The 26406-nt window shown below is 32.6% G+C and carries 23 protein-coding genes; 6 read left to right on the top strand and 17 right to left on the bottom strand.

What is annotated here, in order from left to right:
* Positions 1-332: 332 nt before the first annotated feature.
* The 8 genes from AC1DY0_RS01915 to AC1DY0_RS01880 form a co-directional block, all read right to left on the bottom strand.
* Positions 333-1619 carry an O-antigen ligase family protein gene (locus AC1DY0_RS01915; protein ID WP_477187000.1) on the bottom strand — a complete coding sequence of 429 codons (1287 nt, stop codon included), beginning with the start codon at positions 1617-1619 and terminating at the stop codon, positions 333-335.
* Positions 1620-1621: 2 nt separating this feature from the next.
* Entirely contained in the window at positions 1622-2641 is a 1020-nt protein-coding gene (locus AC1DY0_RS01910) for a glycosyltransferase family 2 protein (RefSeq protein ID WP_477186999.1), read from the bottom strand.
* 77 nt (positions 2642-2718) lie between these two features.
* A complete protein-coding gene (locus AC1DY0_RS01905; RefSeq protein ID WP_477186998.1) occupies positions 2719-3372 on the bottom strand; it encodes a class I SAM-dependent methyltransferase in 654 nt (217 codons plus the stop codon).
* Between the two features lies 1 nt (position 3373).
* Positions 3374-4642 (bottom strand): oligosaccharide flippase family protein, encoded by a 1269-nt coding sequence (locus AC1DY0_RS01900; protein WP_477186997.1) that lies wholly within the window; start codon positions 4640-4642, stop codon positions 3374-3376.
* 157 nt (positions 4643-4799) lie between these two features.
* Positions 4800-5789, bottom strand: a complete 990-nt coding sequence (locus AC1DY0_RS01895) for a hypothetical protein (protein WP_477186996.1) — start codon at positions 5787-5789, stop codon at positions 4800-4802.
* 9 nt (positions 5790-5798) lie between these two features.
* Entirely contained in the window at positions 5799-7478 is a 1680-nt protein-coding gene (locus tag AC1DY0_RS01890; RefSeq protein ID WP_477186995.1) for a DUF6909 family protein, read from the bottom strand.
* 35 nt (positions 7479-7513) lie between these two features.
* Positions 7514-9001, bottom strand: a complete 1488-nt coding sequence (locus AC1DY0_RS01885; RefSeq protein ID WP_477186994.1) for a GH3 auxin-responsive promoter family protein — start codon at positions 8999-9001, stop codon at positions 7514-7516.
* Between the two features lie 57 nt (positions 9002-9058).
* Positions 9059-9571 carry a peptidase gene (locus AC1DY0_RS01880; protein WP_477186993.1) on the bottom strand — a complete coding sequence of 171 codons (513 nt, stop codon included), beginning with the start codon at positions 9569-9571 and terminating at the stop codon, positions 9059-9061.
* A gap of 211 nt (positions 9572-9782) precedes the next feature.
* Here AC1DY0_RS01880 and tatA point away from each other — a divergent pair, with 211 nt between their 5' ends.
* Positions 9783-9956: a twin-arginine translocase TatA/TatE family subunit gene (gene tatA, locus AC1DY0_RS01875; protein WP_111408361.1), complete on the top strand. Its 174-nt coding sequence runs from the start codon at positions 9783-9785 to the stop codon at positions 9954-9956.
* A gap of 129 nt (positions 9957-10085) precedes the next feature.
* On the opposite strand, the gene AC1DY0_RS01870 is transcribed toward tatA, so the two are convergent.
* The 5 genes from AC1DY0_RS01870 to AC1DY0_RS01850 all read right to left on the bottom strand — a co-directional run bounded on the left by AC1DY0_RS01870 (position 10086) and on the right by AC1DY0_RS01850 (position 16165).
* On the bottom strand, positions 10086-10892 hold the full coding sequence (locus AC1DY0_RS01870) for an ABC transporter ATP-binding protein (RefSeq protein ID WP_477186992.1): 807 nt from the start codon (positions 10890-10892) through the stop codon (positions 10086-10088).
* 163 nt (positions 10893-11055) lie between these two features.
* Positions 11056-11940 carry a nitrate ABC transporter permease gene (ntrB, locus tag AC1DY0_RS01865; RefSeq protein ID WP_477186991.1) on the bottom strand — a complete coding sequence of 295 codons (885 nt, stop codon included), beginning with the start codon at positions 11938-11940 and terminating at the stop codon, positions 11056-11058.
* A 490-nt stretch (positions 11941-12430) separates the two neighbouring features.
* Complete coding sequence (locus AC1DY0_RS01860) at positions 12431-13669, bottom strand: CmpA/NrtA family ABC transporter substrate-binding protein (protein ID WP_477186990.1); 1239 nt, start codon at positions 13667-13669, stop codon at positions 12431-12433.
* A gap of 28 nt (positions 13670-13697) precedes the next feature.
* The gene (locus AC1DY0_RS01855; protein WP_477186989.1) at positions 13698-15143 is read right to left on the bottom strand and encodes an alginate export family protein; all 1446 of its coding nucleotides are present in this window, start codon (positions 15141-15143) and stop codon (positions 13698-13700) included.
* Between the two features lie 317 nt (positions 15144-15460).
* Complete coding sequence (locus AC1DY0_RS01850; protein WP_477186988.1) at positions 15461-16165, bottom strand: Crp/Fnr family transcriptional regulator; 705 nt, start codon at positions 16163-16165, stop codon at positions 15461-15463.
* Positions 16166-16726: 561 nt separating this feature from the next.
* Between AC1DY0_RS01850 and AC1DY0_RS01845 the strand changes: the two genes are divergently transcribed.
* Positions 16727-17332, top strand: a complete 606-nt coding sequence (locus tag AC1DY0_RS01845) for a porin family protein (RefSeq protein WP_477186987.1) — start codon at positions 16727-16729, stop codon at positions 17330-17332.
* Positions 17333-17390: 58 nt separating this feature from the next.
* On the opposite strand, the gene AC1DY0_RS01840 is transcribed toward AC1DY0_RS01845, so the two are convergent.
* Together AC1DY0_RS01840 and AC1DY0_RS01835 are read right to left on the bottom strand one after the other, a co-directional pair.
* Positions 17391-19514 carry a Tex family protein gene (locus tag AC1DY0_RS01840; RefSeq protein WP_477186986.1) on the bottom strand — a complete coding sequence of 708 codons (2124 nt, stop codon included), beginning with the start codon at positions 19512-19514 and terminating at the stop codon, positions 17391-17393.
* A 55-nt stretch (positions 19515-19569) separates the two neighbouring features.
* The gene (locus AC1DY0_RS01835) at positions 19570-20388 is read right to left on the bottom strand and encodes a BRO family protein (protein ID WP_477186985.1); all 819 of its coding nucleotides are present in this window, start codon (positions 20386-20388) and stop codon (positions 19570-19572) included.
* An 88-nt stretch (positions 20389-20476) separates the two neighbouring features.
* On the opposite strand from AC1DY0_RS01835, the gene AC1DY0_RS01830 reads away from it, so the two are divergent.
* Positions 20477-20755: a DUF1294 domain-containing protein gene (locus AC1DY0_RS01830; RefSeq protein WP_477186984.1), complete on the top strand. Its 279-nt coding sequence runs from the start codon at positions 20477-20479 to the stop codon at positions 20753-20755.
* 66 nt (positions 20756-20821) lie between these two features.
* On the opposite strand, the gene rpiB is transcribed toward AC1DY0_RS01830, so the two are convergent.
* Positions 20822-21253, bottom strand: a complete 432-nt coding sequence (rpiB, locus tag AC1DY0_RS01825) for a ribose 5-phosphate isomerase B (RefSeq protein ID WP_326399813.1) — start codon at positions 21251-21253, stop codon at positions 20822-20824.
* Positions 21254-21988: 735 nt separating this feature from the next.
* Complete coding sequence (locus tag AC1DY0_RS01820; protein ID WP_477186983.1) at positions 21989-22222, bottom strand: putative signal transducing protein; 234 nt, start codon at positions 22220-22222, stop codon at positions 21989-21991.
* 107 nt (positions 22223-22329) lie between these two features.
* Here AC1DY0_RS01820 and rnr point away from each other — a divergent pair, with 107 nt between their 5' ends.
* Genes rnr through AC1DY0_RS01805 form a run of 3 tightly spaced genes read left to right on the top strand, consistent with a single transcriptional unit; the run spans position 22330 to position 25923 of the window.
* Positions 22330-24510, top strand: coding sequence for a ribonuclease R (rnr, locus tag AC1DY0_RS01815; RefSeq protein WP_477186982.1), 2181 nt, complete (start codon positions 22330-22332; stop codon positions 24508-24510).
* Positions 24511-24553: 43 nt separating this feature from the next.
* Entirely contained in the window at positions 24554-25219 is a 666-nt protein-coding gene (locus AC1DY0_RS01810) for a head GIN domain-containing protein (RefSeq protein WP_477186981.1), read from the top strand.
* A 26-nt stretch (positions 25220-25245) separates the two neighbouring features.
* On the top strand, positions 25246-25923 hold the full coding sequence (locus AC1DY0_RS01805; RefSeq protein ID WP_477186980.1) for a LysE family translocator: 678 nt from the start codon (positions 25246-25248) through the stop codon (positions 25921-25923).
* The last annotated feature ends 483 nt before the right edge of the window (positions 25924-26406 follow it).

Below are 26406 nucleotides of genomic sequence, written 5' to 3'. Positions count from 1 at the left end.
GGTATAAAGAAAACTTCTTGAGTAAAAACAACAGGGGTATAAACACAAACCCTAAAGATCTAATTATCAATCTCGGGGAAGAATCAAAATTAAAAACATACGAAAGGACATAAAGAAAAATGAAACTCCCAAAAACAAAACATAACTTCTTTACGCTATTGGAATCTGTATTCTTTGATTTGTCAAAAAAACTAATAAATAATAAAAATAGAATTATTGGTGTTGCCCATTTAATCTTAAACACAAACGCAAATGCCAGTAAAAAAAACACAATTTTTTCCTTAAATGCATCATACATTTTTGCCATGTATATAAAGTTCATATTTAGTTATTTAGTTGTCCAAAATTACCTTCTCTGTGCTCCTTTTGTCATTTCTTTTATTCCATTCTAAAGCACAAGGAATAGAAATAAAAACCCAAATAAATAACATTATAAAGGAAGGAAAAGCATTTAAAGACAGTATTAGCGCCAGCATTCCTCCCGTTAAAGCATCTTCTTTTAAATAATAGCTTTTAATCAAAATTGAAACTAAAAAAACAATAAACAAAACGAATGCTATCACTCCATATTCGGACAAAACTTCTAGATATACGTTATTCGGAATACTCCTTATATTCTTCCTTCTAGCCAATTGATCAAAATAATCATCCCTATTGATTACAATTTTTTTATAATGATTGTAATGATCATAATGCAATCCATAATTGGCTGGGCCAACTCCCAAAAATGGGTTGTCTAATCCAGAATCTATTGCAACCTGACCCGTAATGATTCTGTCTACTTTAGAAAAATTTCCAGTGGTTAGTGTTTTTGTTGAATCGAATATTTTTCCATAAATATAAAGTTTATAAAAATCTGTTTTTGTGAAAATGAAAATGGAAAGAACCACTATTGGAACAGTTTTTAATAAAAATCGCATTTTAAAAAACTCTCTTCGGAAATAAAACGTTAAAAATACAAATGCTGATACTATTGAAATAGTAGACAATGTAATAATTACACTAAAAAGTAAAAACCAAGCCTCTTTTTTCTTTTGAAGATAGAACGCTATGGCAGCCGATAAAATTAAATATAATCCAAAATAATTACCCTCTTTAAAAGTGCTGCATCTTATAAATCCATTTAAACTTAACGGAACATCATCCATCCCGGGAAGTTTGATATATGGCAAATTTAGTTTTGAAAATATAAACAAATACCAACCGTATATTGCTACTATCAATGCACCCAATATCCATTTGTCCAATAATTTAATATCTTTTACGAAAAATTTAAAAGAAACATAATAGGCCAACAAGCACAAATAAAAATAACATAGCCTAATAAAACTATCCCCAACTCTATTAATACGAAAAGGAAAAATTTTGGCAGAATATGGATAGCTCCAATATATATTTACAATAAATGAAAGCGTTACTATTAGTGAAAACAACAAAACAATCTTATTGACATTACAAAACCAAATAGAACTTGACGAGATCACTTTCTTGTTTAAATAAAAAAGCAATAGAATCACAAGCGCTATTTCGGATATTTTTAATGGAAAAAAAATACTAATAGTCAATGCCTGGGTAAAAGGCAAAAATACAAGGAAAAGTTTATTGATGTCAATTTTCATAATTAATTGATTTTTTTATATCCTATTGAACAATAAAAATTTTCATCATAAGTCACCCCTTCTTTGAATACCAATCTAATTATTTTGGGTATAATTTTAAAATTACCCTGCAAAACTCTTTTCCCCAATGTAAGTGTTAAAATGGACAATTGAATTAAAAGAAGATTCTCTCGATTAAATTTTTTAGCAAAGAGAACTCTACTATTCAATGAAATCAAATCTATAAATTCTGATTTTTTCTCCTTGAATTTGGACTCGGTACTTTTGCCTTGTTTATGAAATACTCCAAAATAATTTAAAATCGATACTTTACCACCAATAATTTTGGCTCTATGAACCCAATCTAATTCTTCAAAAAACAAAAAATAATCCTCACTCAACAAGCCTAATTCCTTTAAAAAAGGCATCTTTATTAACATTGACGCTCCTATCGGATAATCAATACTTTTGATTACCTCATCAAAAGTATTGTCAAAATCTCTTGTCTTTTTGCCCTCTCCAAAGTGAGAAGACAAACCTGTTTTTTTATTATAAAGACCCCCGATAGACTGAACTCTTATTGGATTATAATATTCTAGCAGTGGTGTCCCATAAATGTACTTTACTTCTTTCTGTAAATTCATTTGACTTACAATGGATAAAAGTGCATCCTTACCAATTACGGTATCATTGTTTAATAACCAAATATACGAATCCTGAGTTCCGAATTTTAAAACATAACGCAGGGCGATATTATTCCCAGCCGCAAATCCATTGTTCTGATTGGCTTTTACAAGGACTACTTTGTGGTTTAGCTCTTTTTGCAAAAAATCATTTTCAGATGTTGTACAAAAATCTAGGGGTTTTTGCTCCAATGGGAAAACAAGGTTTTCGAAAACAGTTTCAGTGATGTCTATTTTTCCTAAAGCCCAATTGGACAAATTTTCAAAAGGTATCTGCGTCTGACTATTATCAATTACTAATATTTGAAAGTTTTCATAGTCCAATTTCAATATGCTTTCTAGACACTCTATCGTGTCCAAAAAGCCATTGTAATTTAAGAGTACTATATAAACTTTATTTGGCACTTAACTCTTGTTGTTCTTTGTATTTAAACCCTTTATTTTAATGTTGCTTTTATAAAATACTGCATACTCAAAAACTGCTCAAAAAATCTGAACGTAAGTTTATTTAAGATTGATTTTATGGATGAAATATGATTCAAATTTGACTCGATTTTAACTATCTCTAGTTCATCAAATAAACTCATAAGCTCAACAACATCTTTTTTACAATAAAAACGGATATGGGTTCTATCAAAAATTCCGTTATCTGTATATTTAAAACTTCCTTTTAGGAAAATTTGATATAATGCTTCGAGGTTTCTAATATTAGGTAAACTGATATAAAAACTCCCTCCTCTTTTTAAACTAGGAATCAATTTTTGAATCACCTTTTCAGGATCATAAAGATGTTCCAATACATCTGCCAAAATAATGATATCAAATTCCTTTTTGTCAAAAGGATTTATTTCGTTCTCGATATTACCTATAATAAAACGATCAAATTTTTCCTTATTAGGATTTATATCCACTATATCAAAACCAGAGATTTGATTTGCAATACCTCTTTTTTTTAGCTCCAATAAAGTTTCACCCGCTCCCGCTCCTATTTCCAAAATATTTAAATCTTTCTCATTCCCTATAAATGAAATGATATCTTCTCGAATAATTGAAAAATAATCCTTGCTTTTCTCTAAGTAGCTATCTTCCATCTTATTTGACATTTAAAATTGTCGTTTTTAAATTTACTTTATACTTAACGCTGCAATATAATATTATTAAGAAAGAGATAACCGTCTCAATTAAAAAAACTGCCATTAAACTACCTTTTAAATGAAATGCTTTAGTGAGAAAAAAACAAACAAACAGCATAAGCAATGAACACAAAGATAAAATTCTTGACAATGCTTTTTGCTGGTTTTTATAAATCAAGAATTGGTAAAATGGAATGTTTAACGCCGTTATAATAGGCACAATAGTAAAGTATGTATAAAAAACTATTAGTTCCTGTGTTTTAGTATTCATTTGTAAAGTATCAAGAATTATAAATCCAGATACAATGCAACAAAATATCCCAACACCTAATAATAAAACATTTATCCCATTAACCTTCTTTAAAAATAAAATTCCATCAGACTTGTTTTTTGTATAAGCACTGCAAAATTTAGGGAAACTAACATTAAAAAAAACGGATAGATAACTTCTAAAAACACTTAATATCATATCCCCAATTTTGTATATCCCAGCATAATAATCTCCCAATAAATACCTAATTATTAATATTGGACACTGTGTATAAACAGAAATTGAAATGTTGGATATGAATATTGAATATTCATTTTTAATAAATCTTCTGAGTGAAGGAAAATTCACATTAAATATTTTGAGCTTATAAAAACGAACCATTTTTAAGAAGAAAAAAGAATAGACCAACGTATTGGAAATTCCCAGTAAAAACAGAACATAGATATAGTCTTCGCTCTTTTTTACTAAAATAAAGATTAGTAAAATATATAATGTTTTTGAAAAAAAAATAACTTTATTAATCGACGAAAATTTTTCCAGTCCCTGATATATCCAAGTCACATTAAAAAATTGAGCAGATAGCATAGCCAATCCCAAAAAATAAAGTTTACTCTCTTGTATGTCAAAAGCAAAAATGACAACAATTACGATTAAAAATAGAGCAAACAAAACCATCCATTTAAATGAAAAGGATAAATCCAAATAATTTCTAATTTTGGAAAAATTGTCCTTATTGCTACTAATTTCTTTAACTCCCAAAAGATTGGATCCAAAATCAATAAATAATCCCAATAAAGTAAAAATTGATAGTGCTACGCCTACTTTTCCCCAATTTTCAATACCACAGGTCGAAATTACTTTTGGAGCTACTAATAACGGGGCAATTAAATTTATTAATTGTCCTGAACCATATATTAAATAGTCTTTAACTGCTTTTAGTTTTTTTTCAGTTTCCATTTTATAATGAAATACAAAAAGAAATAGTATCAATACTAAATTTTCCTTTATACATCTTAATTTTTATATTTTCAATTTATAACAAAACAATTAATTTTCTTGCTCAAATATGAAAAATCCAGTTTGTAAATTGAATATAAGTGGCTAAAACAAATACCTAAAAAGCTTGCTTTTCTTTCTCCTTCAATGATTGTTTTTTATAGAACGCCATAAAAAATCGCAAAAGAACAAATAGAATTACAAATAAAGTAGGCAATACAAAAGTCATATTCCCTTTTATTTTTTGAGCCTTTTTAATATTCAGAATGGAACTTATTTCTTTAATCGTTTTATCAAATCGGACCAATTTTACTCGATTCTTTCCTTGATTCCTAATTATATCTTCTTTTGTTCTTATGACATCATTGAGTTGTGTATTCTCATTATAATAAACCAATTTGTCATTCTTCGAGCCGTTCCCTTTAGAAAACCCATTTAAAACAGCGTTAATCTGTGCTAAAATAGTATCGTTTTGAACTATTTCCTGTTGCAAATTTTTCAAACTAATAGCCTGTATTTTATCGTAATAATCTGATTTGTTAAGATAATTCAATAACGGTTGAACAAAATTTTGGTCGTTTACCAAACTATTGGTCGTTAAATAAATTTTATGATAGGTGTAGTTTTTACTCGTAGTCGTATCATTAATAACTTTTTGTAAACCCTCTTCTTCAGACATCAATTTAATTAAATCAAAATTTTTCTCCTTATCTTCTATAAATTGATAAACATCCGTAATAGATTTTATTTCAATACTTTTTAAAATTTTAGGTTGCTGTAATCCAACTATTTTTTTCAAATAAACAGTGTCTCCTTCAGCGATTTTTGCTTTTAATAAATTAATTTTTGAATATAAATAATCACTGCTTCCAAAATTTGGCGCTACAATAATACGATTATCATAGGCCTTTAGATTAGTGTCCAAATACATGCCAATCCCAAATCCAACCACCACCAAGGCACCTATAACAATTGCGTTTTTTATAAAAAAACGAATGATTCTAAACAACAAAGTATTAATCCATTCGAAGAAATCTGCTATCCTACTAAAAACATTTCGCAAGTCAATTTCTGGATTCTCAGGATTATTTTCTTTTTGTATACTCATGTTCTGTTTTTATTTTACATTAAAAATTTGTTCCAGTATTTTAATCGTGATCAAATACGTAGGTTTTACTCCTGTGGTTCCCAAACCTCCAGAAGCCAACGTACTTCCTGTTTCCAAAGGGTTATCTGAGGCATAGTAAGCATAACGCACTTTGATGTCGTGAGGAACGCTTTTTCTGATTTTGGAAGCAGATTGAATGGCTTTTTGATAATAGGAACCTTCCATTTCCAACCCAATAACTCCCCAAGTCGATTCGTGGAAGAATTTCAATAAATCACGATTTTGCAACGATGTTCCAAGAACCGTAACCATTGGCCCTGCAAAAATTGCTATGTCATTACCTTCAAACATTTCGGCAGTCAATTCATTTTCGAAGAAATAATTGTCGGCTGTTCCCTCATTGATATGGGCGTTTGGAATCATGATATCTCCTTTTCCTCCTTCCAGAATTCCTGCTTTCCCCATAATCGAAACCGATTTTACTTTAAGCAAAGTATCTTTTTTATAAGGTTTCAATAACTCGTCTATGGTTTCATAAGCTTGTTCTCCAAAAGCATAATCCATAACAATAATAATCGGTTTTTTCTCTCCTAAATCTGCCTTTGGGAAAGATGATTTCGACCAGTCAATTTTGGCAGTATCAAAAATTTGAACATCTATATTGGTTCCCGATGTATCAGGCAAGAAAATCATACCTTGTTTCAGCGCAACGGCTTCAACCTGATTGCGAAGCTCATTCGCCCCCGATTTGCTCAATTCTTCATAAATAAAGAAATCGGTTTTGTCTTTGAATTTTGTTTTCAAAATAGGTGTGGCAAAAATAGAATTCATCACCGAGTGCATGTTAGCACTAATCACGTGAATCGGTCTGTCCAAAAGCTGGTTAGCTTTTAAAACTTCCTTGATGTTGGTTGCCCAAACTTCTCCGTGGATATGATGTCCCAAGCGTTCTCTTAAAATAGGGCTGAACGTAATCGTTCTTTTATTGCTATCAACAACTTCTTCTATCGCTAGTTTTCCCAACCAATAAATTACGTGCAAAAAGCGGTCTGGCGCTGTTTCTGTTCCAAAAGCATCATAAATGTCCAAAACTTCCTCGAAGGTTCTCCCCAGGATATTAGCTGCATGTGAAATAGCTTTTTCTTTTTCAACAAGACTCAGTTTTTTGTTTTGGGAAACTGCCGATTCCAGTTTTATCCAATCACGGGAAACTTCACCGCCATCATCTAGCAAAACTCTATTCTTAATTTTATGTGATTCGATGAAAATAAACGTCAAATGGGTCAGAATATCGTAAATGTCCGATCGTCCTCGAGTGATTTCAACATTCATCTGCTCCTCATCTATTCGGTAGCAATTGCGACGTCTTTTTGGTGGAACTATAGCTTTAAAATGTGATTTGGAATAACCTTCATCCGAGGTTAAATTAATAAAACGGCACTCTTCGATTCCTACCGGAAGACGTTCTATAACATATAAAAGTCCATTTAATTCAACTTTTTCTTCGGCAATATTTCCATAAATTTCAGGTCTTAAAGCCAACAAAGCTTCTCTTAATGTGTCTCCAGAAATTCCCATCGGTTTGTAAAATCCTCTATTGAAAAGATGGCGCATCGTAATGTACATTTTTTCAATTGCCGCCGATGATTCTTGTGCTCTGGATCTGGATATATTTTTAGTCTCTTTCATGCTTATATTCTTTTATACCCTCAAATGTATAGTTTTTATTTTTGGTTTAAAACCGCTACAATACTCCTATCATTAGAAAGTCTTGGAATTTTATTCTGTCCGCCCAATTTTCCAATAGATTTCATATAATCTTGAAAACCGTTTTTAGCCACTTTGGTAATAACAAGTTTTTTCAAAACATGCCCCACAATTAAATCATCATAATAAATGTTTTGTTTTCGCATGGCATTGTCTAGCGCTTCCGCAAAAGTGTCGCTGTCGTCTGGTTCATTTTCAAATTCGATAAACCATTCGTGATAGGGTAACCCTCCAATAGGCGTAATTTGCGGTGCTACCGTAAATTCATTCACACGCACTGTTGTTCCTGTCATGGCTTCCTGCAAAGCGTGTTCCACTTCTTTCCCAATAACGTGTTCACCAAAAGCCGAGATATAATGTTTGATTCGACCCGAAACAATAACACGATAGGGTTTCAAAGAGGTAAACTGAACGGTGTCGCCAATATTATAACCCCAAAGTCCGGCATTGGTAGAAATAATCAAAACGTAGTTAACTCCCAACTCCACTTCACCAATGGTATATCGTTTTGGACTTTCTGTAAAAAAGTCTTCACTTTTTATAAATTCATAAAAAATTCCAGAATTCAGCAACAGCAACATTCCCTTTTCTTTTTGGGAATCCTGATAAGCAAAGAAACCTTCAGAAGCCGGAAATAATTCGATACTGTCGACTTTTCTCCCAATAAGATTTTCAAATTTGGCTCTGTAAGGTTCATAATTGACACCTCCGTAAATAAACAAATTGAAATTCTTGAAAATCTCACCAACGGGCTTTCCTGCTCTTTGCTGCAGTTTTTCAAAATACATTTGAACCCAAGAAGGAATTCCCGAAATCACGGTCATGTCTTCGTCAATAGTTTCATCAACAATAGCGTTTACTTTGGTTTCCCAATCTTCAATACAATTGGTTTCCCAAGAAGGTAGTCGGTTTTTTTGCAAATATTTTGGAACAAAATGTGCCACAATTCCAGACAATCTCCCTAATTTTATTCCGTATTTTTCTTCCAGAATAGGACTTCCTTGCAAGAAAATCATTTTACCGTTTACAAAATCGGCATTTTTGGTTTCGTGTATATAAAGCAAAATCGCATTTCGGGCTGCTTCAATATGATACGGCATCGATTCCTTGGTCAACGGAATGTATTTCGCTCCCGATGTCGTTCCCGAAGTTTTTGCAAAATAAAGTGGTTTCCCTTTCCAAAGTATATTTTCTTCCCCTTTTACCACTCTATCCACATAGGATTTCAAAGCTTCGTAATCACGAACAGGAACTTGTTTTGCAAAATCCTCATACGTTTTTATCTGTTCAAAATGATGATCTTTCCCAAATTGAGTTTGCTTAGCGGTCTGTATCAAACTTTGGAAAACAGCTTTCTGGGTTTCAACTGGAGAATTGGCCCAAGCTTGTGTCTTTTTATATATTTTTTGTGCAAATATTTTTGCTGCAATCGATTTTAGTGACATTCTTTTGGGCTTTGTTTAAAAATTGTAATATTCTGTTATAATTCCGATACTGTCGGATTATTTTTTAGTGTTTAGGTTCTTTCCTTTTGGGGAGGATTGCTGAGTGTTCTCTTCTTTACTCACTCTTTCCCTCAACTCTTTTTCTTTTTCGGAAGCTGATAAATCTACTGGTTCTACAGCTTCATCAGCACTTGAAAGGATAGAATCTTTATTGAATTTGGCGTATTCCAAATCACCGTTCAGTACTTTTTGAATCGATTTTATATAGGCTTCATTTTTCTTCAAAGCTATCGAAAGGGAATCTGATTTTAATGCCAAAACGGTTGCATCTCTCTTTAATTGAGAAGAAGAATAACCAGGTATAAATTCTCGTAAAGGAGTAAAAGCAATCAAAACGGTTGTAATTGAAATCAGGAAAATAGCACCCAATGAAAGCGAAACAAAGACACTCATAATGTTCAATTTAAAAGAAAAAATTTCCTCAAAAGTATCCTCGTTCAAAATTATTAATCGATTTTTGATTAATAATCTGTCAAAAAACTTCTTCTTTTTTAATCGATTCTTGGACATGATATTTGTTTAAGTCACAAATATAATAATTTAAAGCGTTGCCAACACTAGCCTCCTCTAAGTAGTTGAATTCCTAACCCTACAATTTTATAAAATATTTAACGCTGTCAAAAGTAAATAAATCAATCAAAATGAATGTGTATTAAGTTATTCTATATACATTTGCACATTAGATTTATTACAAATTTGCTACGGCATTAAATATTCAATCATGGGAAGATTAGGTTTACCAGAAATCCTTGTTATATTGGCAGTTGTTTTATTACTTTTTGGAGGTAAAAAAATTCCAGAATTAATGAAAGGTTTAGGAAGCGGTGTTAAAGAATTTAAAAACGCAGCCAAAGACGATCAGCCAGCTGACAAAAAAGAAGAAGAAACGAAATAAGAATTTTGATAAAAAATTCCTAAATCTTAAATTCCAAATTCCAATTTTATATAAGGAGTTTGGAATTTTTTATTTTAAAAAAAAGGCTTTTCAAGAGATTGAAAAGCCTTTTTTAGGTAACCAAATTAACTAATTTTTATAGGTAACCCCCATATCCTCAATTGAAAAATGGTCGGTTAAGAGGTGCAATAAATGATCTCTTAGCTCGATATATTCAGGGGTTTTAACGATTTCAATTTTATTTCTAGGTCTTGGCAAATTTACCGTCACAATTTCGCGAATGGTAGAAGCTGGACCATTATGCAAAACCACGATACGGTCTGACAAAAACAATGCTTCTTCGATATCGTGTGTAATCATTATAATAGTTTTTTCTCTATTGTCCAGATTCCACAATTTCAAAACTTCGAGTTGCATAGATCCTTTTGTTAAAGCGTCTAATGCTCCAAAAGGTTCGTCCAGCAATAATACTCCAGGATTAATGGCAAAAGCTCTGGCAATAGCCACTCTTTGTTTCATTCCACCAGAAAGCTGACCTGGCAATTTATCTTTATGTTGGAACAAATTAACCATTTTTAGGTTTTTGATCACGATTTCGTGTTTCTCTGCTGTGGAGCAATCCATAACCGAATCGACAGCCTGAAAAATATTGTTTTCCACCGTTAGCCAAGGCAATAACGAATAATTTTGAAAAACGATTCCACGATCTGGTCCTGGCCCTTTGATGTTTTTATTGTCCAATACTACCGATCCTCCTGTTGGTGTCAACATCCCTCCTATCGCATTCATAATAGTTGATTTTCCACAGCCTGAATGCCCAATGATTGATATGATTTCGCCTTTTTTGATCGAAAGGTTAATGTCTTTTACTGCAATGTATTTTCCTTTTGGAGTTGGAAAAGATATTTCTAAATCTTTTATTTCTAAATAGCTCATTTTTTTAAAGTTTTTAAGTTACTGAGACTCTAAGTTTCTAAGACTTTTGAGTTCATTTTTTTTAAAGTTACTAATATGCTGAGATACTAAGTTTTTTAAAGATTTTTAATGCTAAGACAGCTTTTAAAATCTTAGTAACTCAGAATCTTAGAGTCTTAGAATCTTATAAATAAGATACTTTTTTCTCAATCATTGTAAAAAATCCGTCAAAAATAATTCCCACAAATCCGATGATGATTATGGCCGAAATCACTTTTTCAAGGCTTAATGCATTCCAGCTGTCCCATACGAAAAATCCAATTCCTGCACCACCCGATAACATTTCGCCGGCAACGATAACCAACCAGGCAACGCTTATACTCAATCGCAATCCTGTTATAATGTGTGGCAAGGTGTATGGGAAAACAACTTTGGTTAAATATCTCCATTTTGAAAAGCCAAAAGCTTTGGCTACATTTTTATGATCTTGCGGAATTGTACTTACTCCAAAAGAAGTGTTAATCAATGTAGACCACAAAGAGGTGATAAACACGATAAATATGGTCGCCATTCCAGTGTCTTTGAAAACAACTAGACCGATAGGAAACCAAGCCAAAGGCGAAACTGGTTTTAAAAACTGAACAATAGGATAGAATACTTTTTTGAAGAAAGAACTTGCTCCAATCAGGATTCCGAAAGGAATTGCAAATAAGGAACCTAATGAAAACCCTAATAAAACGGTTTTGATGGAGACAAACAATTGCAGTCCGATTCCTTTGTCGTTGGGCCCATAATCATAGAATGGATCGCTCAACATTTCGTATAAAACCTTTAAAGTTGCTGTTGGTCCTGGAAGCGCTTCCTTTGTATAATAACTTAATAAGCTCCAAAATCCGCAAAAAATAGTCAATCCAATACAAGCAAATGCAATTGATTTTGCCTTTTCTAAAATATAGCGTGACGCTTTTCTAAGGTTTTTTTTCTTAATTACTTTACCAAAAGTGTTGAGAAGTGAATAGTTTTCTACTACTTCTTCTTGTTCGATTGTTGCTGTAGTTGAATGTGACATGATTATAGATTTTTATTAATATTTCTTTATTAGTGTTTAAAGTTGGTGATAAGTACCAATAGTGTTAGTGTTTATTACCTCTATTATTGGTATTTACTACCTCTATAATTGGTGATAAGTACCAATAGTGTTGGTATTTACTACCTCTATTATTGGTGCAAACCACCAATAGTGCTGGTGTTTATTACCTCTATTATTGGTACTAAGTACCAATAATATTAGTCTTTATTGCCTCTTTTATTTGTATTAAGTACCAATGCTATTAGTTTTTAATACCTCTGTCATAGGTGTTAAGGAACAAATCGATCTTGAAATCTGTGAAGTGCGTGAGGGATTACTTCACTATACATTTATTTTCATTGGAGTTCAGTGAATTTCATTTGAGCAAGGCGCCATAGCGCTCGTGATAGCCCGACCGCGTTGAACAAAGGGGGCGAATAAGCGGTCTCTCAAGTAGCCCCCTTTGTTCAACGTGGTCACGCCCAAATTTTTAACGCTTCACCACTTTTAAATATGCTGATGGATTCGATGGGTTGAAAACCGTTTTGTCCATCGTGAGCGAGAAGGGTTTCATATCGTCTGTTGGGATCTTTATTTTCATACTTGTGGCCACTTCTTCGTATAAATCCTGAAGAATTAGTTTATCGGCAATTGCTTTATAGTTTGGCTCTTCTTTCAAATATCCAAATCGTACAAATTGTGCCATAGCCCAGATAGCATAAGATTTACGAGGATAATTCACGGTTCCTCCTTTGTAAAACAACATATAATCTTTGTCATATACTTCAGTTCCTTGGTTGCAGCCTAAGTTATAATCTCCCATTAGTCTGGCTTCAATAACATCGGCAGGGGCATTTACATAAGGCGCTTTCCCGATAATAGCGGCCGCTTTCTTGCGATTGGCAGGATTATCCAGCCAGATACAGGCTTCTAGAATCGCTTTCATAACTTTCTTTAAATCTTCACGACGTGTTTCGCTAAACTCTTTGTTCACAACCAAAGCTTTTTCTGGGTGGTCTTTCCAAATATCTTGAGAGGCAATCTGTGTAAATCCAATCCCTTGCTTTACGGCAACACCGCCCCAAGGCTCTCCTACACAGTATCCATCCATGTTACCCACTTTCATGTTGGCAACCATTTGCGGAGGCGGAATCGTGATGATTTTAACCGCTTTTTGATTTAATCCTGCCAATGACATCCAGTTTCTCAACCATAAATCGTGGGTTCCTCCTGGGAAAGTCATGGCGAAAGTCACTTCTTTTTCGGCTTTCAATTTGGCAGCCACAACCGGGGTTACTTTATTCATTTGTTTGAATCCCACTTTACCGCAAAAATCATTCGATAGGGTAATTGCTTGTCCGTTTACATTCAGCATCATGGCGATTTTCATTTCGGAACCAGCCTTACCTCCTACTCCAGTGTATACTGAAAAAGGCATAGTGTATAAACAGTGTGCTCCGTCCAATTCACCTGTTAAGATTTTGTCACGAACATTTGCCCAAGACGTTTCTTTGGTTACGATAACCTCAACACCGTATTTTTTGAATAATCCCAGTTCTTTGGCCATTACGATTGGCGAACAATCGGTCAAGGGAATAAAACCTAATTTGATCGGTTCGCCGGCAATTGGCGGTTTAGGATTTGTTTTGAAAGAAGAAAACAAAACCACACACATTACCAACATCAATGGGGCAAAAAGAGTTCTTATATGTTTTTTAGTCTGTATCATTTTTTTAATTTTTAAATCGTTAATTCAATTACTTTTTGTTTAAAAAATTAGGCTTAATATTCACCATCACATAAGCCCATTGTGGAGTTAAATTCGCGTTTGCAACATTTTTAACTTGTGCTGATGACATTGAATTGGTTGCCTGCATGAATGAGTAACCAGCTTCAATATTGATCATTTTGGTCATGTTATAAGACATTTTCAAATCTAATTCTGTTCCCAAATAACTGCTTTGCGTTCCTCCTGCTCCGTTAGACAAAGTGTTTGCGGCTTCGAAACCATGTAAATCTGCAAAAAGGGTTAGGTTGTCTTTCAAGTTGTATTTGGCTTTCAAAAAGTAGTTTAGCAAACCTTGAGCTCCAAAACCGCTTGAGGCGTAGAAATAATCCATAGTTCCCCAAAATTTGTGAGGCGTTCCATAAAGCGGATCAAATTGATTGTTCTCTGAAGTCGCTGTAACGGCTTTTGTTCCATCGTTTCCTGATAAATAATCAACTCCAGGGCCTATAAATAATTTTCTGCCTACTTGTAAAGTCGCCGTTATAGAAGTCAAATCACTGCTTAGACTACGGCCGTTTTTGTCGTGACCAAATTGGTGGTACAAACTTCCTTCAAATTTCAATTTTCTGGTAGCATTGATATTATAGTAGAAACCGGTAGTGTTACGGGTCCAAATTCCTTGCTCGAATACTTTGGTCGTCACCGGTGGAGTTCCCGAAGTGACATTTGAGTATTTATTAAAATTATCGCTTAAGAATAAAAAGGAAATGTCTCCAAAGAAAAATTTCTTAGCCAAATATGCATATTCCAATGATTTATAATTGGTCCCCAAACCGTTGGTTCCTGCGGTATAACCAGAAGTTGCAGCTGGTACTCCATTGTAAATTGTTCCCGCTAATAATTCTTTGTTTTGGTTAAAAGCAGCACCAAAATCGGCTGTCCATCCTTTGTTAAAGTATTTCAAAACAATCGCGTCATGGTAACGCGCTTGTTGTAACCAATCCAGTCCTCCTATTACCTTTTGGTCATCATACGAAATCTCCTGACGTCCTATTTTTAAAGATAAATTTTGAATACTGCTTACGGTGTCATTCAACATAATTTCACCCCAGGCTTCGTGCAATTGAATTCCATTATTCTCTGCAGTTGTTACTCTGTTAATTGTTGAAGCATCTTGTCCCCAAACGCGAACATCCTGAACAGCAACAAAAAATTTGAATCTGTATCCTGTAAACCCAACATTCAATCTGGTTCTTTGTGAAGTAAAAACAGCTGTCTCGGCGTCTTTTGATTGCAAAGTACTGTAACCATCTCTGAATTCTGTTCTTGGTCTAAATTGTCCTGATGCTGTTAACTGTGCATTTGCAGCGTTATAACCAAACAATGTTATGGCCAAACCTAATAGTATCGATTTTGAATTTTTTCTTTTTTTAAGTGCTTTTATTTTTTGTATTGTGGTTGTAATCTTTTGCATGATAAATTGGTTTTGATTAGTATGAAGCAAATATACATACGTATTAATACTTACGTATTTTCTTTTTACAGCCTAAAACCTCTTTTTTACACAGCAAAAATTATTCAGAAAACAATTAATTTTCTGCGTTAACGCAAACAAATCTCATGAAGTCCCATAATTATTGGTATCAATAGCCACTTAGTTTTTATCTAAAATACGTACTTAGCTCAACGTCAAAAAAATATTTATCCTCCAATACTCCTAAAACAACATTTATTTCCACAAAAAAAGCCCCAGAAGGGCTTAATAAATTCAAAGTTCAAATCTAAAACTACTTATACATACTTATGTTCCATAATCTCCGATTTCATTTTATTGATTTGTTGCAATCCTATTTTCTTCCCAACCGTTTTTATTAAAGCCTCTCTCTTCAAACTCGAAATCACTCGGGTTACTTGTTCTTCGGTTGTTCCAGCAAAGTCGGCGATTTCTTTTCGGGACAAATCAAGATTAATCAAATCATTTGTTTGTCCAAACTTTCTATGGATATATAATAAGGTATCGATCACGCGCTCTCTCACATTCATGTGGGCAATTTTACGAATGTTATTCTCGCTCTTGTTCAACTCCTCGGCATAAAAAAGCATCATATCATAAGTAAACTCTGGAACATTTTTAAGAATGTCGAGCATCACTTCATTGTTGAAATTACACAAAACCGTATCCTCCAAGGCATAAGCGCCTATCAAATATCGATTGCTCGTCCCAAAACCCCTAAAACCAACCGTATCCCCATTTGTGGTAAACCGAACAATTTGTTCCCTGCCGTTGATTCCTGTTTTTACCGTTTTCACCTTTCCTTTTTGTACAAAATAAAGCCCCTGAATGGGTGCGCCCTCTATAATGAACTGCTGTGTCTTCTTGCAGGTAAAACTGTGTTTCTTCTCTATGTAACTTTGCATGTTGGGCAAATGAATATGCTTTTTGATAAAACAATTTTCATTACTACAACTGTTGCAAATAGCTTGATTCTCTTTCATCTGTAGTTAATTATTGTTTGTTTTTTAAGTGTTTAAGACATCCAAAACCAATTCTTCTATTGACCATTTGGATCAATGAACAAATCTTTGTTAAATGACAAAATCAGTAAAAATTATACTGTAACTGTCTTTATTTGAAGTAAATGTATAGGTTTTTCGCAATAAATGGTAATTGACACACCCCTCTGAGCCATGTTATCAACTCAAAAAAAAGACTCTTTTTTTATGCATTTTTTATAAATGAACCCGAAAAAATGATGTCAATTATCATTTCATCTACTTAGAGTCGGTGCTATTTGGATATTCGCAATTCTTTACAAATAAGTAAAAATACGTAGTTTTATGTAATTTGTAGTTTTTTACTTAAATATAAGTAGTTGATTTCACCTTAAATAATGCATACTTAATAAAGTCACATAATTTAGAAGCTTCCAATTTTCTTAAATAATTCCCGTCATTGAAACAGCTTTTTTTAACACATAAGTTTTTTCTTGTTTCGGTTGTTTATAAAGTTTTTGCTTACTACATTCGCCACAAAAAAAATTAACCCAAAAAACTATTATGAAAAAAATTTTATTGCCTTTAATTGCCTTAATTTCATTTGCATTTGCTAACGCACAATCTAGAGAAAAAGGAACTGTTGAAATTACCCCAAAAATTGGATATTCTAACTTTAGCGAAAACAATGAAGGAGGTAATACTGACGCAAATGCTGGAGTAGAATTTGGCGCAACAGCTGATTACTATTTTAATAGCAGGTGGAGCTTGCGTTCTGGATTAGTTTTTGACAAAATGGGGGGTGAATATAAATATGGAGGTAACTGGGAAGATAAATTAAACTATTTGAGTATTCCATTAAATGCTAACTGGCACTTTGGGAGCACTCGAAAATGGAATTTAAATTTTGGAATAAGTCCTTCTTTTTTACTAAATGCTGAAGTAAGTGATCCTTCAGGAAATACTACAGAAATTTCTAGCAATACTTTAAAATCTTTCCAATTAGGATTCACTTTTGGAATAGGCTATAAAATAGAAGTTACTGAGAAATTCGGTATTTTACTAGATTATCAAAATTTTTCTGGTTTAACCAATATTAATAACGCTTCTAGTGATGACATCAAAAATTCGGGAGGCAGCTTTAATATAGGTGGAGTTATCCAACTTTAAAAAACATAATAAATATGAAAAAAGGGGTTCATTTAATTTGAACCCCTTTTTTATACATTTAAATCACCATAGTCAACTGAATTCTTTTCCTGTCTTCATCTACCTCCGTCACTTTAACCTGAACGTGTTGGTGTAATTTGACAACCTCATTCACATCGCTTACAAAACCCGCTTTGAGTTGGGAAATATGTACCAAACCGCTTTCTTTCACTCCAATATCAACAAAACATCCAAAATTGGTAATGTTATTCACAATACCGGGTAAAATCATACCGGTTCTAACGTCTTTTATTGATTTGACATTCGGATCAAATTCAAAAACAGTCGCTGCTTTCCTTGGATCTAATCCCGGTTTTTCTAACTCTTTTATGATGTCTTTCAAGGTCAAAACTCCAATATCCGCCGTAATGTAATTTTCAGGTTTAATTAAAGCCGTTTTTTCTTTGTTGGCAATCAAATCATTTACCGTTATTTTCAAATCTTTTGCCATTTTTTCAACAATAGCATACGCTTCTGGATGAACTGCAGAATTATCCAAAGGGTTCTTAGCATTCGAAATTCGGATAAAAGCAACTCCTTGTTGGTAGGCTTTGTCACCCAAACGAGGCACTTTTTTGAGTTGTTTTCTGTCTGTAAAAGGTCCGTTTTCTGAACGGTATGTTACAATATTTTCGGCCAACTTCTCCCCTATTCCACTCACGTAACCCAACAAATGCTTACTTGCCGTATTGATGTTTATTCCCACCGAGTTCACGCAACGAATCACCGTATTATCCAGTTCTTCTTTAAGTTTGTTTTGATCCACGTCGTGTTGGTATTGCCCAACTCCAATGGCTTTTGGATCAATTTTAACCAATTCTGCCAACGGATCCGATAATCTTCTCCCAATGGAAACCGATCCTCTAACCGTAACATCATAATTAGGAAATTCCTCTCTCGCAATCTTCGAAGCCGAATACACCGAAGCCCCAGCCTCCGATACGATGAATACTTGTAAAGGTTTATCAAAAGCTATTTTCTTGATGAAGAATTCGGTTTCGCGTGAAGCCGTTCCGTTTCCTATTGATATCGCATCAATATTATAGGCATTTACCATCGATTTTATCTTTTTCATCGCCATTGCAGTTTCATTCTGAGGTGCATGAGGATAAATGGTTTCGTTATACAACAAATCCCCTTTCTCGTCCAAACAAACCACTTTACATCCCGAACGAAATCCTGGGTCAATTGCCAAAATTCGTTTTTCACCCAATGGCGGAGCCAATAACAACTGCCCTAAATTATTCGCAAATACCTGAATCGAATTGGCATCCGCTTTGGCTTTAGCTTCCTGCAATGCTTCGTTCGAAATTGCAGGATTCAACAAACGTTTATAACTGTCCTCAATCGCCAATTGAATGTGTGGCGTGGTACTGTTGTCTCCTTTTATAATTAATTCGTCAATAATATCGTAAGCATCATCAAGCTCCACATCTACTTTGAACTTGATAAAACCTTCGTTTTCAGCTCTCATAATGGCCAACAAACGATGTGATGGTGCTTTGGTCAAAGGTTCTGCCCAATCAAAATACTGATTGAATTTCTGGGCGCCTTCCTCCTCTTTTTTAGACTTAACAACCTTAGTCGTAATTGTAGCCTTGCGCTCAAACAATCTTCTGAGTTGCTTTCTAACGTAAATATTTTCATTAATCCATTCGGCAATAATGTCTCTTGCACCTTGCAATGCCGATTCTTCATTAATCACATTCTCATTCAAATATTGTGTTGCCAAGAAATCAACATCATCCTTGCTTTGCGCCATGATAATCTTCGCCAAAGGTTCTAATCCATTCTCTCTAGCCACATCGGCTTTGGTTCTTTTTTTCTTTTTATAAGGCAGATAAAAATCTTCCAACTCTTGTAAATCGAAACTCTGCTGGATTTTTTTATCCAATTCGGGCGTCAAAGCATTTTGTTCTTGAATGGATTTCAAAATAGCTTCTTTACGTTTTACAATAGTTTCATATTCTTTTTGAAATTTAGCAATTTGCTCAATAAATACTTCATCTAAGTTTCCAGTTTTATCTTTTCGATATCTCGAAATAAATGGAATCGTGCAGTCTTCCTGTAATAATTGAACCGTGTTTTGAATGTTGATTGTTGCTGTGGCAACGTACTTTGATATGAATTGTAAATTGGTCATTATTTATGCTGTAATTTTATTATCATGTAAAAATAGAAAAAGGAATGCATTTCTATCAGTTTAATTCTTTTTTTGATGGTGGCAAAAAGTTCTCACCTGTCACTACGCTTTTTCCGGTTTTGTCTTCCAGGGCAATACGGGCATTTTTGGCAATAGCACCTCCTTTTTTACTTGCTTTTGCATTTTCAATAAGTCCTTTGGCTTGATCACTTTCTGCTATTTGTCTAGTAGAAAGTTCCGCCAATGCAGTAAAAATCAATTCAGCCTCACTCATATGATCTCTTAAGTTTTGGGTTTCCAAACCCTTAACTTCTTTGTGCTTTTTTACAGATAATCCTGTCCATTCCTGATGAATTATATTGGTTAATAATGCAAATTCATCTTGTTTTTCGACACCGCTTTCTTTCCAATAATCGGTTAATTTATTACGAGTCTCCTGCCCTGTCATTCGTTGCTGAATCCATTTTTCGCTTCTTCCTAGTTTTTGCCAATTTTCACGGGCGCGATCTAAACTTTGAGCTGGATCAGCCAATTCTTGTATACGTTCGTAACCTACTTTTGCCAACCATTGTTTAAACGGTTCCGCTTTTGGTGAGGGAATAGATTGGATTAAGCGAAGTAATGTCTCAGTATCTGCGGTATCTGTCAGGCGATTTTTACCATCTTCGGCAAGCATTTTCAACTGTACGATTTTATCGTACGCTTCACTTCCTTCAAGTTTTAACTTCTTTTTTAAATCTGTCCAATATCTTTTAGGTATTGTACTTCCTGTCAAAATCTGAATCACATCAATAACCGAGAAATACCAAATTTCTTTTTCAGCATCGTAATGGCTACGTACTTTTTTCTCTTCAAATAATTTAACTGGGCTCATAATTTATATATTTTTAAGGCTTAAATAGAGACTCTAAATATAATAAAAACAACAAACTTCTACTATCTTTGAACCTTATTTTACTCAAATGAAGTTATTAGTGTATTTCTTTTTTCTTGTTAATTTTATGGCGTTTATTACAATAGCCTACGACAAACAACTAGCCATTAAAAACAAAAGTAGAATTTCCGAAAAAACACTTTTGGCCTGGGTGGCCATCGGTGGAACAATTGGATCATCGCTTGCGATGTCGATTTTTCGGCACAAAACATCAAAAACAAGCTATTTGTTGAAATTTTTCGGAATCGTTTCCCTTCAGATTATAACCATTATCTTCTTGTTTTATTTTGATTTAATATCATTATAAAACAAAAAAAGCCCAGTTTAAAACTGAGCCTTTAAATATTTTGGTGCGAAGCACCTCGCGAATTTTTTATTGACAAGCAATTTTATTAACTCTATTTTGGTGTCTTCCTCCTTCAAATTCGGTAGCCAAGAAAGTTTCAACAATTTCTACAGCCTGTGGAATAGAAGTAAATCGTGCCGGAATACTAACAATATTGGCATCATTATGCAATCTTGTCAAAACTGCAATTTCCTTAGTCCAACATAAACCAGCGCGGATTTTAGCATGTTTATTAACAGTCATGGCAATTCCATTTCCGCTTCCGCAAATAACAATTCCAAAATCAGCTCTACCTTCACTTACATCTTCAGCAACCGGATGCGCAAAATCAGGATAATCAACACTTGCTTCAGTATCGGTACCGTAATTGGTCACTTCATATCCTTTTGCTTCAAGCATTGCAACAATAGCTTTTTTATAATCTGGTCCAGCGTGGTCATTTCCTATCGAAATTTTCATTTTTTTTGTATTAGATTTTGAACTGCAAATTTAACCAAAGTATTTTAGATATAAGCCAAAAAATAGTTATTCAATTCTAATAATAGATTAAGAAATAAGAACTTCTATATTATTTTATAACTGTAACACAACTCCTTGATACTAAGAAATTTTGGAGTTTATTAACATTTTCATAAATATATAATAGTCTGCAAATCAATACACAGAATGTAATTTTAATGTTAATATTTTGTATTGTTAATAGCAAAACGTAAGTACTTGATATTCAATTAACCTTAAGTTAACAAAAAGTGTTTATAACTTTAGATAGAATTTTAGAAGTTTTTTATGTTTGTAAACAAAAAATAAGTAATCCAAAACCTATATTAGAAATCCAAATAAAGTTTGATGAATTTTTAGAAAAGTTATCAATACTTAAAATTGGTTTTTCAACAAGAAAACAAAATTCACTTATTTACAATTTATCTATTTTTTGAATTGTTAACAGTTGTTAACTAATTTAAAAAATATCCTAAAAAACAGGAATTTAAGTATAAATAAGACTGTTAATAACTCAAGATAAAAAGCTAAAACTTCATTTCAATACATTTTTCTAGAAATTTATAGCAACTATTAACAAGCTATAATAACCATAAATAATTAATTTAAATTTAAATTTTCTTTTTGTTGTATTTAATATATGTTGACAACTTTGAAATTTGAAAACAAAAAATAAAATTGAATTTTTGAAAATTTTTAAACGATTGAAAGTTTGGAATTCAAATTGTCTAGTATTTCTTGAACTTGTTCAAAATCGTTTGGGTGTACTTTTAGTTGTATGCCACCGTAGGCAAAGCTTGCCAATGGGTCAATGGAGACGATATGTTCATTTTCAAAAAAATAATGAATTTCTTCCTGATCCAGAATATGTCTAAGTACCACGATTTCATGTGGATAATTAAAAATAGCAATCGTTTTAAAGCCTTTCATTTTGAATTTTTTATAAATGTAGTAAAGTTATTATTAGTTTAAAACTCTAGGCAGAATAAGGAATAGTGAATACAATTTTGTAATTTTAGACTTTTAAGAAAAGATACATGAGTAAAAGATTAAGAAAGCCGATAAAGAAAGAGAAAGATTTCTCAGATAAAATTATAAAAATATTATCGCAAAGTGCCAATAAAGCCTTTAATTATAAGCAAATAGGAGCCAAGTTAGAATTAGATGATACCCAAAGCCGTAATCAAATCATAAAAGATCTAAAGATTTTGGCAGCTTCAAAGAAAATTATAGAATCCGAACCTGGAAAATATTTAATAAAAGCGGCAAGCAAAGAGTATTACGAAGGAACAATTGATATGACCGGTCGTAAAACTGCTTATTTTATTTGTCCAGAATTTGAAGAAGACGTTTTTATTCCAAGCAATAATTTGAATCACGCTCTAGATAAAGATACCGTAAAAGTGTATGTTTATAATAAAAGAAGCGGTAGAAGAGCTGAAGGTGAAGTGATTGAAGTAATTGAACGATACAAAACCGACTTTGTTGGGGTTATTGATATTCAAAAGAATTTCTCTTTTGTGTCAACTGCGAATCCAAAAATGTACACAGATATTTTTATTCCAAAGGATAAAATAGGGGAGGCTGAGCAAGGAGATGTAGTTTTGGTCCATATTGAAGATTGGCCTACAAGAGCCGATAGTCCTTTTGGAAAAGTGGTTAAAGTTCTTGGAAAACCAGGTGAACATGACACTGAAATTCACGCCATTTTAGCCGAATATGGCTTGCCAGCTGAGTTTCCTATTGAAGTAGAAACTTTTGCCCAAAAAATAGACACTTCGATTGAAGCCAGTGAAATTGCGAAACGTCGTGATATGCGTGATACGCTGACTTTTACAATTGATCCAAAAGATGCCAAAGATTTTGATGATGCTTTATCTTTCAAACAATTAGAAAATGGTAATTATGAAATTGGAATTCATATAGCCGATGTTTCTTATTATTTGGAAGAAGGGACCATACTCGATGATGAAGCTTTTCAAAGAGCTACATCAGTTTATTTGGTGGATAGGGTAGTACCAATGTTACCAGAAGTACTTTCTAATTTTGCTTGTTCATTACGTCCTCAAGAGGAAAAATATACGTTCTCGGCTATTTTTGAAATTACAGAAACTAGCAAAGTAGTAAATCAATGGTTTGGTAGAACTGTTATTTTCTCCGATCAACGTTTTGCTTACGAAGAAGCGCAATACATCATAGAAACCAAAGACAATACTATTCCTGTCGATATTTCTATAACTGGAAGTTCTTATGTGGTTTCAGATGAAATTGTGGCAGCTACGCTAAAAATGGATCAATTAGCAAAGATATTTAGAAGAAACAGAATGAATGAAGGTGCCATTTCTTTTGATAAAGTAGAAGTAAAATTCAACTTGGATGCTGAAGGAGAACCGGAAGGAGTTTATTTTAAAGTTTCAAAAGATGCGAATCATTTGATTGAAGAATTTATGCTTTTGGCAAATAGAAAAGTGGCGGAATACATTGGTAAACAAAAGAAAACGTTTATCTATAGAATTCACGATGAACCAAATGAAGATAAATTAATAGCGATGCAAAATCTTATTGCTAAGTTTGGTTATAAAATTGATTTTAGAAACAAAGGAGATATTTCGAAATCATTGAATGCATTGATGGAAGAAGTGAATGGTAAAAAAGAACAAAATTTAATTGATACTCTTGCCATTCGATCTATGAGTAAAGCCAAATATTCTACGGATAATATTGGCCATTATGGATTAGCATTTGATTATTATTCTCATTTTACATCTCCTATTCGTCGTTATCCGGATGTTATGGTTCATCGTTTATTGCAGTATTATTTGGATGGAGGAAAATCTGTTGATGAAGATACGTATGAAGCAAAATGTTTACATTCCTCAACTATGGAAGGTTTAGCTACCAATGCGGAACGAGATTCTATAAAATACATGCAAGTAAAATACATGCAAAACCATAACGATCAGGAATTCCTAGGTGTTATTTCTGGAGTTACCGAATGGGGTATTTATGTTGAAATAATAGAAAATAAATGTGAAGGTATGGTAAGAACCCGTGATATAAAAGAGGATTATTATACTTTTGACGAAAAACAATATGCTTTGGTTGGAGCCAATTCTGATCGATTATTGCAATTAGGTGATGAGATTTATGTAAAAGTAAAAAATGCCGATTTAGTTAAAAAACAATTGGATTTCAATTTTATAAGAAGGAATGAATAATGTTATTTTTAGATAGTGATATTAACAATTAAATTTTATTAAAATGAAAAGAATAATTTTTGTATTTTTTGTATTTCTAGTTCAATTTACTTTTGCACAAACCACAATAGTTCTCAAGGATTTTGATGATGTAAAAGTGTTTGATAAATTAAGTGTTACTCTAATAGCTTCCAATGAAACGAAGGCCATAATTACAGGACCTGAACAAAGTAAAGTGGAAATTGTTAATAAAAATGGACTTTTGAAAATAAGAATGCCATTAACAAAATTGATGACAGGAGATGAAGCAAAAGTGACATTATATTTCAAAAAAATTCAAAGTATTGATGCTAATGAAGGTAGTTCTGTAACTTGTGCAGATACTTTTAAACAAACAACTTTTGATTTAGGTACTCAGGAAGGAGCTAAAATAACTGTTGTATTAGATGTAGATAAAACATCTATTAAAGCTTTTTCTGGAGGAATTGTTACAGTGTCAGGTAAAGCGGTCACTCAATCGGTTTCTGTTAATTCTGGAGGTGTTTTTAATGGCAAAGATTTAGAAACTTCCCAAACAACTGTAAGTATATTTGCTGGTGGAAATGCTGATGTAAATGCAACTACTCTTGTTGATGCTAAAGTAAAAACTGGAGGGACTATTTTTATTTATGGTAAACCAAAAGAAATAAAACAAGAAACAGTTATGGGTGGAACTATTGTTCAGAAATAATAAATAATTTTTAAAGTCATTTTTTAATGATAAACGATATTTTAACTGGTATTCCTTGGGGAGTTCTATTGAGTTTTATGATTGGCCCTGTTTTTTTTATTTTACTTGAAACAAGTATAATTAAAGGATTTAGAGCTGCTTTAGTTTTTGATTTAGGTGTTGTTTTAGGAGATGTTTTTTTTATAACAATTGCTTATTTAGGTAGTTATAGATTGATTCAAAGTTTGAATGATAATTCTTCCCTGTTTATTTTTGGAGGCTTTATCATGATGGCTTATGGCTTTATATCTTTTTTAGGAACTAAAAAAGAAAAGAAAATAAACACTAAAACAATCGATAATGAGATTATAAAAAAAAATTACATTGGTCTTTTCTTTAAAGGCTTTTTTCTGAATATTATTAATATTGGTGTACTTGGTTTTTGGTTGGCCGTAATTATTTCGGTAGGTCCAAAATTAGAAATGGAAACCACAAGAGTATTTACGTTTTTCATTTCAGTTATTATAACTTATTTGAGTATTGATTGTATTAAAATAGCTTTAGCGAAGCAATTGAAGCACAAAATGACACCAACAAATATTTACAAAATCAAAAGAGGAATTAGTGTTGTTCTAATGATTTTTGGTTTTGTTTTAATCTTTCAAGGCTGGTTTCCAGAAGAAAAACAAATGGTAAAAAAAGCTTTTGAAAAAATAGATAAATAATTTTTCTATAAATATTAATAAAAAAGGGACTATGATTAGTCTCTTTTTTTATGTCAATCATTTACTTATTCAGCGCTATCTTTTGTTTATTTTTTAAAATTAGTAAGCATAAAAACGACTATAATTGCTTTAGAGGTTTTAAGTATCGACCGAATTCGAACTATATCTTTATCTAATTTTTTCTAAAAATTAARCAWAAAAAAACGGCTAAAATTRCTTTAGAGATTTTAAGTATCGTCCRGATTCGAACTATATCTTTATCTAATTTTTTCTAAAAATTAAACAWAAAAAAAACCTCTAAATTGCTTTAGAGGTTTTAAGTATCGTCTGGATTCGAACTATATCTTTATCTAATTTTTTCTAAAAATTAAACAAAAAAAAACGGCTAAAATTGCTTTAGAGGTTTAAGTATCGTCCAGATTCGAACTATATCGGCTAAAATTGCTTTAGAGGTTTAAGTATCGTCCAGATTCGAACTATATC

The sequence above is a fragment of the Flavobacterium sp. P1_E4 genome (assembly GCF_056405915.1).
Note: the sequence above shows the minus strand (reverse complement) of the source record. Positions and strands in the feature narration are given on the sequence as shown.